This is a genomic window from Mesorhizobium shangrilense (genome assembly GCF_040537815.1).
In the GTDB taxonomy this organism is placed as follows: Bacteria; Pseudomonadota; Alphaproteobacteria; order Rhizobiales; family Rhizobiaceae; genus Mesorhizobium; species Mesorhizobium shangrilense.
Genome location: NZ_JBEWSZ010000002.1, coordinates 620,476 through 634,596, shown reverse-complemented (window position 1 = coordinate 634,596; position 14,121 = coordinate 620,476). Strand labels below are relative to the sequence as shown.

General features: G+C 63.4%; 18 protein-coding genes. 5 read left to right on the top strand and 13 right to left on the bottom strand.

The features are described 5' to 3' along the window. Nucleotides 1–242: 242 nt before the first annotated feature. From ABVQ20_RS27755 to ABVQ20_RS27735, 5 genes are all read right to left on the bottom strand, one after another. The gene (locus ABVQ20_RS27755) at nt 243–635 is read right to left on the bottom strand and encodes a RidA family protein (RefSeq protein ID WP_354462844.1); all 393 of its coding nucleotides are present in this window, start codon (nt 633–635) and stop codon (nt 243–245) included. A 227-nt stretch (nt 636–862) separates the two neighbouring features. Further along, nucleotides 863–1,327 carry a cupin domain-containing protein gene (locus tag ABVQ20_RS27750; RefSeq protein ID WP_354462843.1) on the bottom strand — a complete coding sequence of 155 codons (465 nt, stop codon included), beginning with the start codon at nt 1,325–1,327 and terminating at the stop codon, nt 863–865. A 279-nt stretch (nt 1,328–1,606) separates the two neighbouring features. Further along, the gene (locus ABVQ20_RS27745; RefSeq protein ID WP_354462841.1) at nt 1,607–2,350 is read right to left on the bottom strand and encodes a DUF899 family protein; all 744 of its coding nucleotides are present in this window, start codon (nt 2,348–2,350) and stop codon (nt 1,607–1,609) included. 133 nt (nt 2,351–2,483) lie between these two features. Next, nucleotides 2,484–2,891 (bottom strand): lysozyme inhibitor LprI family protein, encoded by a 408-nt coding sequence (locus ABVQ20_RS27740; RefSeq protein ID WP_354463153.1) that lies wholly within the window; start codon nt 2,889–2,891, stop codon nt 2,484–2,486. Between the two features lie 114 nt (nt 2,892–3,005). After that, the gene (locus ABVQ20_RS27735; protein WP_354462839.1) at nt 3,006–3,530 is read right to left on the bottom strand and encodes a phage tail protein; all 525 of its coding nucleotides are present in this window, start codon (nt 3,528–3,530) and stop codon (nt 3,006–3,008) included. A gap of 143 nt (nt 3,531–3,673) precedes the next feature. Here ABVQ20_RS27735 and ABVQ20_RS27730 point away from each other — a divergent pair, with 143 nt between their 5' ends. Then, nucleotides 3,674–4,012, top strand: a complete 339-nt coding sequence (locus tag ABVQ20_RS27730) for a hypothetical protein (protein WP_354462838.1) — start codon at nt 3,674–3,676, stop codon at nt 4,010–4,012. Between the two features lie 241 nt (nt 4,013–4,253). On the opposite strand, the gene ABVQ20_RS27725 is transcribed toward ABVQ20_RS27730, so the two are convergent. Then, the gene (locus ABVQ20_RS27725) at nt 4,254–4,742 is read right to left on the bottom strand and encodes a GNAT family N-acetyltransferase (RefSeq protein WP_354462837.1); all 489 of its coding nucleotides are present in this window, start codon (nt 4,740–4,742) and stop codon (nt 4,254–4,256) included. Nucleotides 4,743–4,747: 5 nt separating this feature from the next. Then, complete coding sequence (locus tag ABVQ20_RS27720; RefSeq protein ID WP_354462836.1) at nt 4,748–5,689, bottom strand: transglycosylase SLT domain-containing protein; 942 nt, start codon at nt 5,687–5,689, stop codon at nt 4,748–4,750. A 181-nt stretch (nt 5,690–5,870) separates the two neighbouring features. Between ABVQ20_RS27720 and ABVQ20_RS27715 the strand changes: the two genes are divergently transcribed. Continuing rightward, a complete protein-coding gene (locus ABVQ20_RS27715) occupies nt 5,871–6,440 on the top strand; it encodes a methylated-DNA--[protein]-cysteine S-methyltransferase (RefSeq protein WP_354462835.1) in 570 nt (189 codons plus the stop codon). Nucleotides 6,441–6,504: 64 nt separating this feature from the next. On the opposite strand, the gene ABVQ20_RS27710 is transcribed toward ABVQ20_RS27715, so the two are convergent. Then, the gene (locus ABVQ20_RS27710) at nt 6,505–6,831 is read right to left on the bottom strand and encodes a hypothetical protein (RefSeq protein ID WP_354462834.1); all 327 of its coding nucleotides are present in this window, start codon (nt 6,829–6,831) and stop codon (nt 6,505–6,507) included. 278 nt (nt 6,832–7,109) lie between these two features. On the opposite strand from ABVQ20_RS27710, the gene ABVQ20_RS27705 reads away from it, so the two are divergent. Further along, nucleotides 7,110–7,322, top strand: a complete 213-nt coding sequence (locus ABVQ20_RS27705; protein ID WP_112396569.1) for a cold-shock protein — start codon at nt 7,110–7,112, stop codon at nt 7,320–7,322. Between the two features lie 247 nt (nt 7,323–7,569). Then, nucleotides 7,570–7,713, top strand: coding sequence for a hypothetical protein (locus tag ABVQ20_RS27700; RefSeq protein ID WP_354462833.1), 144 nt, complete (start codon nt 7,570–7,572; stop codon nt 7,711–7,713). 301 nt (nt 7,714–8,014) lie between these two features. On the opposite strand, the gene ABVQ20_RS27695 is transcribed toward ABVQ20_RS27700, so the two are convergent. The 3 genes from ABVQ20_RS27695 to ABVQ20_RS27685 all read right to left on the bottom strand — a co-directional run bounded on the left by ABVQ20_RS27695 (nt 8,015) and on the right by ABVQ20_RS27685 (nt 10,451). Continuing rightward, a complete protein-coding gene (locus ABVQ20_RS27695) occupies nt 8,015–8,623 on the bottom strand; it encodes a glutathione S-transferase family protein (protein ID WP_354462832.1) in 609 nt (202 codons plus the stop codon). An 80-nt stretch (nt 8,624–8,703) separates the two neighbouring features. Beyond that, nucleotides 8,704–9,564: an EAL domain-containing protein gene (locus ABVQ20_RS27690; RefSeq protein ID WP_354462830.1), complete on the bottom strand. Its 861-nt coding sequence runs from the start codon at nt 9,562–9,564 to the stop codon at nt 8,704–8,706. Then, complete coding sequence (locus tag ABVQ20_RS27685; protein ID WP_354462829.1) at nt 9,561–10,451, bottom strand: EAL domain-containing protein; 891 nt, start codon at nt 10,449–10,451, stop codon at nt 9,561–9,563. Before ABVQ20_RS27685 ends, ABVQ20_RS27690 begins: the two co-directional genes overlap by 4 nt. 246 nt (nt 10,452–10,697) lie before the next feature. Here ABVQ20_RS27685 and ABVQ20_RS27680 point away from each other — a divergent pair, with 246 nt between their 5' ends. Next, entirely contained in the window at nt 10,698–11,900 is a 1,203-nt protein-coding gene (locus ABVQ20_RS27680) for a pyridoxal phosphate-dependent aminotransferase (RefSeq protein ID WP_354462828.1), read from the top strand. A gap of 70 nt (nt 11,901–11,970) precedes the next feature. Here ABVQ20_RS27680 and ABVQ20_RS27675 read toward each other — a convergent pair whose 3' ends face one another. Further along, on the bottom strand, nt 11,971–13,488 hold the full coding sequence (locus ABVQ20_RS27675) for a DHA2 family efflux MFS transporter permease subunit (RefSeq protein WP_354462827.1): 1,518 nt from the start codon (nt 13,486–13,488) through the stop codon (nt 11,971–11,973). Nucleotides 13,489–13,554: 66 nt separating this feature from the next. Next, entirely contained in the window at nt 13,555–13,950 is a 396-nt protein-coding gene (locus ABVQ20_RS27670) for a (R)-mandelonitrile lyase (RefSeq protein ID WP_354462825.1), read from the bottom strand. Nucleotides 13,951–14,121: the final 171 nt, after the last annotated feature.

The following is a 14,121-nucleotide window of genomic DNA, read 5'->3' as shown; positions in this document are numbered from 1 at the left end:
CCGCTCACCCTTGTGAAGGAAGCGGCCGTCGGCGTTGCAGCTCATCATATCAATGTCGGAGCAGGTCATGGAGAGCGCCCTTCCCCTTCTCCCCTTGTGGGAGAAGGTGGATCGGCGCGATAGCGCCGAGACGGATGAGGGGTGTTGGACGGAATGAGGCGTTGTCGTCTTCTGGAACACCCCTCATCCGTCGCCTTCGGCGACACCTTCTCCCACAAGGGGAGAAGGGGGAGCCCAGCCGCTCAACCCACCGCCACGCACTCGATCTCGATATCGAACTCCATCGGCCACGACGCCACCGGCACGAAGGTCCGGGACGGCGGATTTTCGGGAAAATGCCGGGCATAGACGCGGTTGATGGCGTTGTAGAAGCCGGAATTGACAGCGTAGACGCGTACCATCACGACATTGTCCAGCGAAGTGCCCGCCGCTTCCAGGCAGTGCTTCATCGCCTTCAGCGACGCCTCGGTCTGGGTTTCGATGTCGCCCTTGACCAGCCTGCCGGTCACGATATCGAGCGGCGGCGTGCCGGACACGAAGACCAGCCCGGCGGCCTTCGTCACCAGCGACAACGGCACGCCCAGCGCGCGCACGGCCGCCGACAGCACCGGCACTTCGATGACTTCCTTCTTCATGGTGGTCCTCCCTGGGTTTGAACGTAGGCTGGCGCAAAGGCCCCCTCACCCAGCCTCCGCTACGCTCGGCTGACCTCTCCCCGAGGGGAGAGGAGCCAATCAGCGCCAGCGCCAACCTCTTCTCCCCTCGGGGAGAAGGTGGCCGCGAAGCGGTCGGATGAGGGGGCTGCGCGACACCTGTGGTTTTAGAAGCTTATCGCGCCGCCCGCCGAATGCCAGCGCGACCTTCACCCCTGCCCCGGATACGGCGTGCCATCCTTGTGCAAAAACCGCCCATCCGAGCTCGGGCTCATCATGTCGATGTCGGAGCAAGAGATGACATCGTCGGGATTGCGCGAGCCGACCTCCAGGTAGAGGGCCGTCGTGGACGACCGGTTGATCATGTGATGGCCATTGCCGCTGCTCTTGGCGAAGGTCGCGCAATCGCCGGCCTTGAGCAGAGTTTCGCTGTTATCCTCGACCAGCGTCAGTTCGCCTTCCAGCACATAGACGAGCTCATCCTCATGGCTGTGCCAGTGGCGCTGGCTGGACCAGCCGCCGGGCGGCAAGGTCATCAGGTTGACACCGAAATCCCTGAGGCCGCCCGCATCGCCCAGGCGGCGGCGTGTGCGATCGGCGCAAGGGGCGTCGAAGGGAGCGGGATAGCCGGAGCCCTTGCGGACGGGTACGGCGGATAGGTCGAGCTTGGGCATGGAACCCTCCGAAGGTTGATGTCGGTATTCTAGACGGCAATTGCTCATCGAAGCGCGCCTCCCTTCTCCTTGTGGGAGAAGGTGGGCCGGCGCGTTAGCGCCGGGTCGGATGAGGGGTGTTCCAGCTTGGCGATACGGTCAGCAATGACGTCATTTCGGGTGACTGCGACTAGAATCCAGCAAGGCATAATTTCTTCCAGCACCCCTCATCCGGCTCGGCGCTGATGCGCCGATCCACCTTCTCCCACAAGGGGAGAAGGGAAGCCAACCCCGCCCCCCTCAATCACAACACCCCTCGCCATACTGCAATTGCTCGTCCCAGCTTGGCCTTCCCTCCGGCGTGAAATCCATCAGGTTCCACAGGATCTCGCAGGTGCCGAGGGCGCGTGGGTCCTGGCCGGGCTCAGGCGGCACGAAGCCCAGTTCAGACGACCAGAAGTGACGGATGCCGTCACCATCGCGGTTGAACACGGAGAGCACCGGCAACTGCGCGCCATCGGCGTCCTCCGCATTGTAGTCACGCTTGAAGCTGTTGCCGGCCGACGACAAGAGCTGCATGTTGCGCCAGCTGCGATCACGGCCAAGCGTGATGAGGTTTTCGAGCGGCGTTTTGGCCACCACCACGAAATTGAAATCGGCGGCTTCGAGATGGCCGATCGCGCCATCGAACTGGTCGAGCAGCGCCACGCAGGACGGACAAGGCTGGTCCAGCCTTGCCAGCTTCGCCGTGCCGCCACTCGTGGCCACCGCGCGCGTGTCCCGCGGATGGCGCGGAAACATCATGTTGTAGAGGATCAGCGAGCCCTTGCCCGGCGCGAACAGCGCCGACAGTTTTATCCGCGCCGGCTTGCCGTCCGGCCCCAGCCCGTCGAACACATAGTCCTGCGGCACCAGCCCGCCCGGCGGCAGCGCGCGCCGCGCCACCGCCACGTCTTCCATGGCGCGGCGCAGCTGGATTTCCTTCTGCAGCAGTTTTTCGCGGGCGGTACGGTATCTGGCGGATTCGTTGGGGAACGTGATCATGGTCATCTCCATCTGCGCGCTTGAAGCGCGCTCTACAGACGAAGGACGTTGCGTCACGATCGGTTCCGACATTTCTTGCTCATGGCGGCGAGACAATGAAGGACTGCCCATGCCCGGAAAGGGCGGAGGAAAACTACCGCGCCGGGACCGGGCAGCTCATATCGCCTTCCTGGCAGTCCAGATAGGCTTTGAGCTGCTTGACGCGGTCGTTGGTCAGGCCTGTCCGGCAATTGGCGACGAGCAACGGATAGATGCTGCCCTCGACGCTGGCCGACGACTGGAACGTGCATTCCGAATCGCGAAAGGCGACCCAGGATTTCTGCGCGTCGACCAGCAGCTTCTTGGTCGCGGCATCATCCTTGAGACGGGCATTGATCTGCCTGTAGGTGTCGTTCAGCGCCTTGTCCGCCACGTCGAACGCCTTGCCAGCGCACTCATTCAGGGTCATCTGGTTCTTGTCGCAATCGTCGGCGCGCGCCACGCCCGCCAGCAGCGGAGCGGCGAGGATCAGGGCCGCAAGGCCGGTCAGTAAGAACCGCATCATGGTCTCTCCGGGTTTCGGTCTGGATCGAAGCTTAACCGTCGGTCAGCCTCAGGCAAGATGCGGCCTGCCGCCTTGGTGGACAGTTTCTTTCCCGCCGCGCCCGGAGCGCTCTTACGGCGGATCGGTGAAACTCGGCTCCGCCGGCTCGCCGACGCTGGTGTCGCGCTCCCAGCCTTCATTCTCCAGCCTCATGCTCTGGATCGCCACGACATTGGCGTTGGCGTCGAGCTCGGGCAGCATCTCCACTTCCGAGGGCCAGCAGCGATAGATCCTGTAGGCAAGCGCCAGCTGGCCGGCCTCGTTGTAGAATTCGAGGATAATGTCCTTGCGGAAATCCTTGAGCGACACTTCCGCGCCCGGACCGGCGTTGAGGTCCCACACCTTGTTTGCCCATTGCTCGAATTCGAGGTCGTGGGTCACGCCGCGCTCGATGGTCACCGGCTCGAAGCGGGTGATGCCCGGCGATTTGCGCGTGGTGCCGGCCTCGCCGCCGTCGCGGTGCTCCACCACCGCCGTGGTGCGCTTCAGCGCGCTGATCTTCGAGATGCCGGCGACATAGCGGCCATCCCATTTCAGCCGGAAGCGGTAGTTCTTGTAGGGGTCGAAACGCTGCGGATTGACGGTGAATTGCGCCATGGCGAACTCCTGATTGCCCATCCCCGCTTGTCCATCCCCCTGGCATTCTCGGCGAGGCGGCAACACCATGCAACCCTGCCCGGAACCGGTTCCCCTTCCCCGCATTCTTCCTGTCGGCTAGAGCTTGGCGGATTGGGGAAAAAATGGACGAAGCCGACGAGATCGACCTGCGCTGCCCGCAAGTGGTCGCCGACAATGCCGCCAGGGGCTTGCGCCTGCGCGCGGAATTCGGCCGTGGCGGCACCGAGATCGGCGTGGCGCGTGCCACTGAATTGAAGAACCGCGAGAAGCTTGCGCCCTCCACCATCCGGCGCATGGTCAGCTATTTCGCCCGCCACGAGGTCGACAAGCGCGGCAGGAATTACGGCAATGAGGCAAACCCCTCGGCCGGCTATATCGCCTGGCTGCTGTGGGGCGGCGACGAAGGCCGCGCCTGGGCGGTCGATCTCAAGCAGAAGATCGGCAACGCGCCGGATATCTGAAGATGCAAGCATGCACGCGAGCAGGAGGGTCCCGGAAACCCGCGCCCCGGGACCCGCCGTTGGAGGGGCTGGCACATGCCGGTGCAGCCTCCTCCTGTGCCCAGCCGATCGACGATCCCGGATCGGCTGAATGACGTGGTGACGCAGGGTTAGCATGTGCCTGAGGCGGCCTATGTGAAGCTGTTCACAAAGCGGCGCACCTTCCATTGGGCGGGAGGAAATCCCCCGGAGCCGATCGGCCCTAACCTTCCCAGGCGACGGGCTTCATCCCCAGCCGCTCATAGAGACGGACGGCGGCTGCGCTCTCCAGCGTGTTGGTCTTGAGATCGACATGACCGGCGCCGCGAGCGGAAAATGTCAAAAAGGCGTGCCGCATCAGCGCCTCGCCAATGCCCCGCCCCCGCGCCTCGGGGTGCACGACAAGGTCTTTCACGAAGGCCGAGGTCCAGCACAGGGCCGCCGCCGCCAGTAGGCCCTTGCCGTCGATAACGAGAAAACACAACGCGGGATCGAATTCCGCGTCATCGGCAATGCGCGGCCACCATTCGTCGAACGGCCCATCCTTGCCGTCGTCGAACACCTCGGTCAGCAGCGCGTGCAAGGCTTGCGCGTCGGCGTGTTCGAAAGTCCGCATGAGGAAGCCGTCGGGCCAGCGCGGCGAAGGGAGCGTGTCGTCGAGGATCTTGCGCAGCCGGACGTCGTTTGGCGCAGGCGGACCTGGCTCAAACATCACGTTCAGGCATCGGGCTGGAGCCGGCGGCGCAAGCTGTCGCGGCCAAGGCCGGTCGCCTCGAGCAGGCCCTTGCGCTTGGCTTCGAAATAATAGCCGGTCTGGTAGAGCAGGTCGGCGCGCTTGGCGTTGCCGCCGGCCACCAGCCAGGCGCCGCGCAGATATTTGACCGCGTATTTCAGATTGGTCTCGGCATCGAACAGACCCTTGGGCGGGCCTTCGTAGCCCATGCCGCGCGCCGTCGCGTGCTTGATCTGCATCAGCCCCCAATGGCCGTTGTTGTAGGCCTTGGGATTGAAGGTGCTCTCGCGGTTGACGACATGACGCACCAGGTCGATCGGCACCTCGTAGAGGGCGGCATATTTCGCGATGAGGCGCTCGACATCGCTACGCGTGCCGGTCGAATGGTCCTGCGCCGGCGCCATGGGGGTCTGGATGAGTGCTGCCGGGTTCTGCGGCACCACATAGGCGACCTGCTGGACACCGGGCATCATCGTTCCCTGCACGACCGTGCCGCCGGCAATCGGCGCAAGGATCGGCTTGGCCGACTTCAGCGTGGCGGGCGTCGCCAAGCCTGCGATCGAATAGGCGGATTCGGCTGTGGCGATGACCCTGACAGGGGCCGGCGCGGCATTGGCCGACATCATGGCCGCAGCGGCAGGTGCCGCCAGCGGGGTCGGCCCGGCAAAGGCGGCCGCGGGTTCGGCCGGCAGCGCGGCCTGGCCCGGTGTCAGTTCGGCCGTCTGGACCGGCGCGATGCCCGATGATTCCGGCAGCACCGCAACCGTTTCCGGCAGCGGTATCGTAAAGCCGGCATCGGCGCCCGCGGCGGTCGCCGTCTCGCTGAGGGCAGGCGCCGGCTTCATCTGCGACGTCGAGGTGCAGCCACTGACGCTTGCGGCGGCAAGGATCACACCGATCGCGATAAGGTTGAGTTTTGCTGGCAAGCCGCGTTCGGGTCCGGTTCGTCGGATGTTAAGAAACCCCTTACACCAGCGATTCTCGCCGGGCAATCGGGGCCACTTGATGGTTTTCGGGTGGCGGGGCTCAGGGCAAAGTGCGATATTGTTCCCTATCTGTACTCGTACCAACAGCCGTTTTTCGCCGTTTTGCGGAAAGGAGCACGTCATGGAAAACACGTCCGCGATCACAGCCGGCCACGCAGTGTTAGAAACAGTGATCGGTTTCATGGGCATCGCATGGAGCGAAACGGGCCTGATCCGGCTCTGCCTGCCCGAGCGCAGCCGTGAGGCGGTGGAACGCCGGCTGCTTCGCCACGGTGGTGTTTCGACCTCGACCGAGCAGCCGAAATGGGTCGTCGAGCTGATCGCCTCGATCAAGGCCTATGCCGCCGGAAAGGATGTCGACTTCACCGGCGTGCCGGTCGATCTGGCCGGCATCGATGATTTCCGCCTCGCCATCTACGATGAGGCACGAAAGCTCAGCTTCGGCGAGACCACCACATATGGCGAACTGGCCAAGCGCGCCGGCCATACCGGTCTGGCCCGCGAAACCGGCGCTGCCCTTGGCGCCAATCCTGTGCCGCTGGTCATCCCCTGCCACCGCATCCTCGCCGCGGGCGGCAAGATCGGCGGTTTTTCGGCGCCCGGCGGCTCGGTCACCAAGGAAAAGATGCTGGCCATGGAAGGCGTGCGCGTCGGCCCACCGCCGCCGGCGCAGGTGTCGTTCGGGTTTTAGGGCATCGCCTCAAAGGTGTGTTGAGATTCAGGTCAGGCCAGCATCACCTGAATATCAGCACACCTTAATTGTGGAAGAAGCGCCGGTGGAAACGCCGGTCCACATCGGGCCGCTTGCAGATGTAGACGGGGCAGAAGCTCGTATCGGCGCTGGGCACCGAAGCGCGCGTGCGGACCTCGCCCATGTTGCAGAACCGCTCGCTCTGCACATAACGGTCGTAGAGCGGCAGGCCCGGCACGCGCGACGACTGGTAGCGCAGGATGACCGCGCCTTCGCGGGCGATCGTCGACTGTATCTTGTTGCAACTCATATGGGTGGGATCGTAGCGCGAGATCGCCTGCGCCTGGGCGGCCACCAGTGTCAGGCAGATGGCAAACGGAACAGCCTTCATAACCCTCTCCACAACCAGTCCCTGCCCGCGAAAGCGGGGGGCCTGCCGCAACGGTTTCATGCGATTGGGGCGGCCATTGGGCAGCGCCGCCACCGTGCCTTTTTTCGCGCCATCTTGTTTTCCGTGCAAAAGCAGACTATATCAGCCCCATTGATATTTCGGCCGATCGATCCGGGCCTCGCGATCTTCGCGTTTGCTGACGTCTATCTCCAAAATCTCGATGCACACCGGCTGGACTTCGGTCTGGTCAAACCAAAGCAAATGCAAGGACTATTTTTATGGCAACTGGAACGGTCAAGTGGTTTAACTCCACCAAGGGCTTCGGCTTCATCCAGCCTGACAATGGCGGCGCGGACGTTTTCGTCCACATCTCCGCTGTTGAGCGCGCTGGTCTGTCGACCCTGGTCGAAGGCCAGAAGATCAACTTCGAGATCGAGCAGGACCGCCGCACTGGCAAGTCGTCCGCTGGTTCTCTGAGCAAGGCAGCCTGATTTTGCGAATGGCGCGCGCCGGGCGAAGGTCCGGGGCGCACGGCAAGTCACGGATGTACTGACAGTCGCGCGAGAAGCGCGCCGGAGCGGAAAGACCCGACAAGCTGGATCAGCAGATAGCTGCCAGCCCGGACCGGACGCTCCAATCAGGCTACCAAGAATGGGAAGGCGGGATTTATCCCGCCTTTTTGTTTGTCCGGGGTTGAGGCGTTTCGCTTTACGACCCCTCTCATGATATTTTCAATTCATGACCAAGCTCGAACAGATCGAAAGATCGATCGCAGCCCTGTGCCCCAAAGAACTAAAGGCCTTTGCCAAATGGTTCGAGGCGTTTCAGGCAGATTTGTGGGATATGCAGATCGAGGCCGACGGCCAAGGCCGGCAGACTTGATAAGTTTGCCAAGCAGGCTCTGGCTGAAGTTCGCGCGGGCCGAACCCGGCCTCTGTGAATCGCGTCCCCAATCATCGACAATTGGCGAAGGCGGCGAAGCTGCGTCCTTCTCCCCGTCACTATACGGGGAGAAGTGCCCGACAGGGCGATGAGGGGCAGCGCCGACGCTTCAAGAGGAACGATCGCAGAGCCAAGCACAATGAAGGCTGGCGCCGCCCCTCATCTGGCTGCCGCCATCTTCTCCCCGTAGAACGGGGAGAAGGACGCTCTCGTCGCCGGTTTCGCCAATTGTCGACCTTGCCTACCCCACCCACTCCATTGGCATATGCCCCTGATCCGCCTCCACCCGCTTCAGCCACGCCACCACCGCCGGGTAGGCGTCGAGTTGGAAGCCGCCCTGCTCTGCCGTGTGCGTATAGGCATAGAGCGCGACGTCGGCGACGCTGAAGGAATCGCCGACAAAAAAGCCGTTGTTTTCCAGGTATTTGTTCATCACGCCGAGCGCCTTGTTGCCGCGCTCCAGCGTCACTGCCAGCCGCTCCGGCGTCGCATCCCCTGCCCGCTCGGGAAAGGTCAGCAGGGCCTTGCGCACGGCAATGTAGGGCTCGTGGCTGTATTGCTCGAAGAACAGCCATTGATAGGCCAGCCCGCGCTCGTATCTGTCCGCCGGCAGGAAGCGCGTGCCTTCGGCGAGATAGAGCAGGATGGCGTTGGATTCGGCCAGCCGCCGGCCGTCGTCGAGTTCGAGCAGCGGCACCATGGCGTTCGGGTTCTTGGCAACAAAGTCGGCTTTGCGCGTCTCGCCGGTGTGCGAGCTGACCTCGACAGTGATGAAGCTCAGCCCAAGCTTGGCCATCAGCAGGCGCGGCTTGTAGCAATTGCCGCTGTCGATCATGCTGTAGAGTATCATTTCCGCTCCCCGGGCATCACGCACGGCGCGATTATCGCAGGGCCTGCGGCCTCATCCAGTGATTTGTTTTGGCGGGTCGATCAGCGGCGCTGATGCAACTGAACCACCTTGCTCTCGGGTTCGAGCAGCGCATCGATGGCCAGGGGATTCTCGTTGAAGATCGTGCCGGCCAGCTTCGGCCGGGCAAGATGGAACCCTTGCAGCAGGTCAACGCCGCCTTCCAGCGCGACGCGCAGATGCACGGCCTGCTCGATCCCCTCGACCAGAACCTTGGCGCCACGCTCATGCAGCGTCGAAACCAGCGGCCGGAAGAATTTTTCGGCGGCGGCGTGACGGCAGAGTTGCGAAAACCACGCACCATCGATCTTGACGATGTCGGGCTTGAGAAGCCCTACCCGCTCCTCCGTCGAATGGCCGGTGCCGAAATCGTCGATGGCGATGCGGATGCCGTCGCGCCGCATCTCGCGCACCAGCCTCAACAGCAACGCGTCATCGGCGGCCTGTTCGGTGATCTCGCACACCAGCATGCCTGGATGCAGGTCGAAATCAGCGAGATGCCGGGTCATCAGTCGAATCTCGGCCAGCGCCCGCCCGGGATGGTCGTTGATCAGCGGGTTGTAGTTGAAGAACAGGTCGAGCCCATCGACGCCGATGTTGCGGAAATTCCTGAGATGCAGCACCCGGCACATGGCTTCGACATATAGCCGGTCGGCGGCCGGAATGCCGTCGAAGAAAGCCTGTGGCGCACCTGGCTGGCCGTCGAGATAGGGCTCGATCAGGCCCTCGACCGCGACAGGTTCCAAAAACCTGCCGCGCGGGGCGAAGATCGGCTGGTAGGCACTGCGCAACCGGAATTCGCCGTAGATGCCGTATTCGATGCCGACCTCGTCGGCAAAGATCGCATCGCCGACATCCCGTCGCCTGTCTGGCCGCGTATTCATGGCGTCACCCTGCGCCCGAAGGCCTTCGCCGGTCGCGGCGAAGGCGCGGTCACAGGCGTTTTGCCGGCGTCGGGCGTTACCGGAGGCGGCTGCTTGTCCTTGTCGAAGGCGTGGAAACTGGTCGGAGCCAGTTCGGGTCGCGCCAGCACGAAGCCCTGCACCATCGAGGCGCCCGATTTCTCGGCCAGTTCGAGTTGCCAGCTTTCCTCGATGCCTTCGAAGACGGTGCGGATGCCCTGGTCCTCGAAGCTTTTCACCATGGCCGTCAGCAGCGCGAAACCAGCGCCGGATTCCATCAGCTGCGTGATCCACAAGGCGTCAAACTTGACGATGTCGGGCTTCAGTTCCTTGATGCGGTTGATGTCGGAATCATCGGCGCCGTAATCGTCGACCGCGATGCGAAAGCCGTTGCCCCGGAGCGCCGCGACGAAACTGAACAGCGTTTCCTGCGACGCTGATCTCTGCTCGGTCACCTCGCAGACGACCCGGCGCGGATCGATACCGGCCTCGTGCAGCACCAGCCGCATCTCTCGCAGCGCGTTATCGGCGATCGTGCGTTCGGTGAACACCGACGGATCGAAATTGATGAAGATCGATGCTTCCTGCGGCAGGCAGGCACCAGCATTCAAAAGGTGCAAGGTCCGGGTCAGTGCCTCGATATGCAAGCGATCGGCGGCCGGACAAGTGCTGAAAAAACTCATCGGCGACTGCGGCTCGCCGTCCCGGAACGGCCGGATCAGCCCTTCGAACGCCACAACGGAAAGCTTGCCTTCCTTGAAGGCGAAGATCGGCTGGAAGGCGCTTTGCAGCGTGTAGATGCCCCAGACACCGGTCGAGGTGCCGTCCTTCTGGCGAATGATGTGGGCAAGCCCGATGCTGCGCGACAAGGGTTCCTCGCTCCGCAAGACTGGCGGAATTGGATTGTGATCCTGCCATGCAAGGGTCTACCGGCCGTTAATGAATTTATTGTTGCCGATCACAAGTCCCGGCCACAGATCCCCAATCACGGGTCCACAATCACGGCTCATTGAGCGCTGGCTCAGCCGACAATGCTTGCACTCGGCAAGATCATGCGACATGAGAGGCGCCGCGGCCGTCCTTGGCCGCGAGGACCTCTTTGGAGATAATTCGTCATGGCCTTTCTTGCCGATGCCCTTTCCCGCGTAAAGCCTTCCGCGACCATCGCGGTGACGCAGAAAGCGCGCGAGCTGAAAAACGCCGGCCGTGATATCATTGGCCTCGGCGCCGGCGAGCCGGATTTCGACACGCCCGACAACATCAAGAATGCGGCGATCGAAGCCATCCGCCGTGGCGAGACGAAGTATCCGCCGGTCTCAGGCATCGTGCCGCTGCGCGAGGCGATCGCCAAGAAATTCAAGCGCGAGAACAATCTTGACTACAGACCGGAGCAGACTATCGTCGGCACCGGCGGCAAGCAGATCCTGTTCAACGCCTTCATGGCGACGCTGAACCCCGGCGACGAGGTGATCATCCCCCGCCCCTACTGGGTCAGCTATCCCGAGATGGTGGCGATCTGCGGCGGCACGTCGGTGTTTGCCGACACCTCCATCGACAATGGCTTCAAGCTGACGGCCGCCGTGCTGGAAAAAGCGATCACACCGAAGACCAAATGGCTGCTGATGAACTCGCCGTCGAACCCTTCGGGCGCCGCCTATACCGAGGCAGAATTGCGCGCGCTGGCCGACGTGCTGCTCAAGCACCCGCATGTCTGGACGCTGACCGACGACATGTACGAGCACCTGACCTATGGCGATTTCGTCTTCAAGACCATCGCCGAGGTCGAGCCGAAACTATACGAGCGCACGCTGACCATGAACGGCGTGTCGAAAGCCTATGCCATGACCGGCTGGCGCATCGGCTATGCCGCAGGTCCCGTGCAGTTGATCAAGGCGATGGACATGATCCAGGGCCAGCAGACCTCGGGTGCCTGCACCATCGCCCAATGGGCCTCGGTCGAGGCGCTGAACGGCCCGCAGGACTTCATCGCCAAGAACAAGGCGATCTTTCAAGGGAGACGCGACCTCGTCGTTTCGATGCTCAACCAGGCGCGCGGCATTTCTTGCCCGTCGCCGGAAGGCGCCTTCTACGTCTATCCGTCCTGCGCGCAGCTGATCGGCAAGAAGACCAAGGCCGGCAAGGCGATCGACACCGACGAGACCTTCTGCTCGGAACTGCTCGAAGCCGAAGGCGTCGCGGTGGTGTTCGGCTCGGCCTTCGGTCTTGGCCCGAACTTCCGCATCTCCTACGCCACCTCGGAGACGCTGCTGGAGGAAGCCTGCACGCGCATCCAGCGCTTTACCGCGTCGCTGACCTGATCAAAGACGCCATCGTCGAACTGAAAACCCGGCTCACCGCCGGGTTTTTTATGGGCAACAGGGCCGCGCCTCACCCTTCCTGCTTGACCGCCCTGGCCGAACGGGCCTCTGCCGGCGCCAGCACGGCAAACAAGAGCGCGGCAGTGAGTAGCGAAACAATCGCCGCCGTCAGCATTGCCGCATGGAAGCCTCCGGCATAGGCGGCCTCAAACAGGTCGCGCAGACCGCTCTCGCCCATTGCCGCATCGGTTACGAAGTCGTGCCGCGAAACGGCGGCGCGGGCCACCACTTCGGCGTTGGCGACACCAGCGGTTTCGAGGTTTGTCGTCAGCAGGCTTGTCGCCCGCATGCTCATCAGGGCGCCAAGCAGCGCGATACCGATGGCAAGGCCGGTCTGGCGGGTGGCGTTGATGACCGCCGACACCATCCCCGAGCGTTCACGCGGCGCATAGGACATGGCGGCCGCATTGCTGGTCGGAATCGCCAGCGCGTTGCCAAGGCCACCGACGGCGAAGAGCAGGCCGATCATCGCATAGGGCGTCGCGGGTCCTGCCCAGCACATGCCGAGCATGGAAACGCCGATCAGGAAATAGCCCGATGTCATCAGCGCGGAATGCCCGTAGCGATGACTGAGCCTGCCGATCGCCGGCGAGACGAGCATCTGGACAAGGAAGACAGGCGCCATGCGCAGGCCAGTCTGCGTCGGCGACCAGCCCTGCACCTGCTGCAGGAACATCGAGTAGAGGAAGACGCTGGTGTAGGAGGTCAGGCCGAGCGCGAAGGACGCTACATTGGCGACAGCGAAACGAATGTCGCGGAACAGGCCGAGCGGCAGCATGGGGCGCGGCGTGCGCGCCTCGAAGGCGAGGAAGAGCGCCAGCCCGACAACGGCGACAGCAAGCGCAATGACCGTCTGCCGGTCGCCCCAGCCGTTCTCGCCGGCCGATATCAGGCCGAAGGTCAGCGCGCCCAGCCACACGATGCTGAGCGCCAGGCCGGCGAGATCGAGATGGGCATGCTCGGGATGCGCCGTCTCCTTGATCGAGAGGGCACCCAGCACGATCGTGAACAGGCCGACCGGCAGGTTGATGAGGAAAATGCTCTGCCAGCCGGCGGTTTCGACCAGGACGCCACCGAGGATCGGGCCGACCAGCAGTGAGACGGCGGCGAAGGACGACCAGCCGCCAATGACGCCGGCGCGCTCGCGGGCGTCGGGAAATGCCTGTGTCAGGATCGATAGCGCGCCGGGAATGAGCAGTGCCCCCGCGACGCCCTGCACCACCCGCCCCGTCAGCAGCACCGTCAGGGTGGGCGCGAACGCGCAGATGGCGGAACCGACCACGAAGATGCCGACGCCCGCCAGCCAGGAGCGCTTGCGCCCGTAGCGGTCGCCGATCAGCCCCGCCGACAGCATGAAGGCCGACAGGCACAGCGTGTAGGAATCGACGACCCATTGCAGGCCGCCGAAATCGGTGTTCAGCGCCCGTTGGATCGTCGGCAGCGCGACATTGACGATGCTGACGTCGAGCAGCGCCACGAATGTGCCGAGATAGACGGCGGCGATCAGATAGATACGACGACCCGACATGGCGGCTCCGAAATATCGTTCATCTAAAAATGCTGGAGCAGGTCGTGTCGCTCGTCGCGGCCAGGCTCAACCGGAATACTGCTCGTCGGTGACCTTCTCCAGCCAGTCGACATGGACGCCATCGAGCGCTTCCTGCATGGCCATATGCGTCATCGCCGATGTCGGCCCGGCGCCGTGCCAGTGCTTCTCGCCTGGCGCGAACGAAATGACATCACCGGCCTTGATCTCCTGGATAGGACCGCCCCATGTCTGCGCGCGGCCGGCGCCGGCGGTGACATACAGCGTCTGGCCAAATGGATGCGTGTGCCAGTGGGTGCGCGCGCCGGGCTCGAAACTGACCATCGTGGCCCTGAGCCGCGCCGGCGCTTCCTTTTCGATGACTGGCGTCTGCAGCACCCGGCCAGTGAAGTATTTTTCCGGCGCGATGATGGTCGGCACGCTGCCGCAGGCAATGATCTTCATCGTCGGTGATCCTCGATTTGCTGGCGAACAGGGGCATCACGCCGCCGCGCGCCCGAGCCATTCATTGTGGGCGGCACTTTCCTCCCATATCACACGCCGCGCAACAGCCACCGCCCGGCAGGCATCTGCACCAAGCTTCTTAACCATGAACGCTTGATCGCCGGCGGCAGT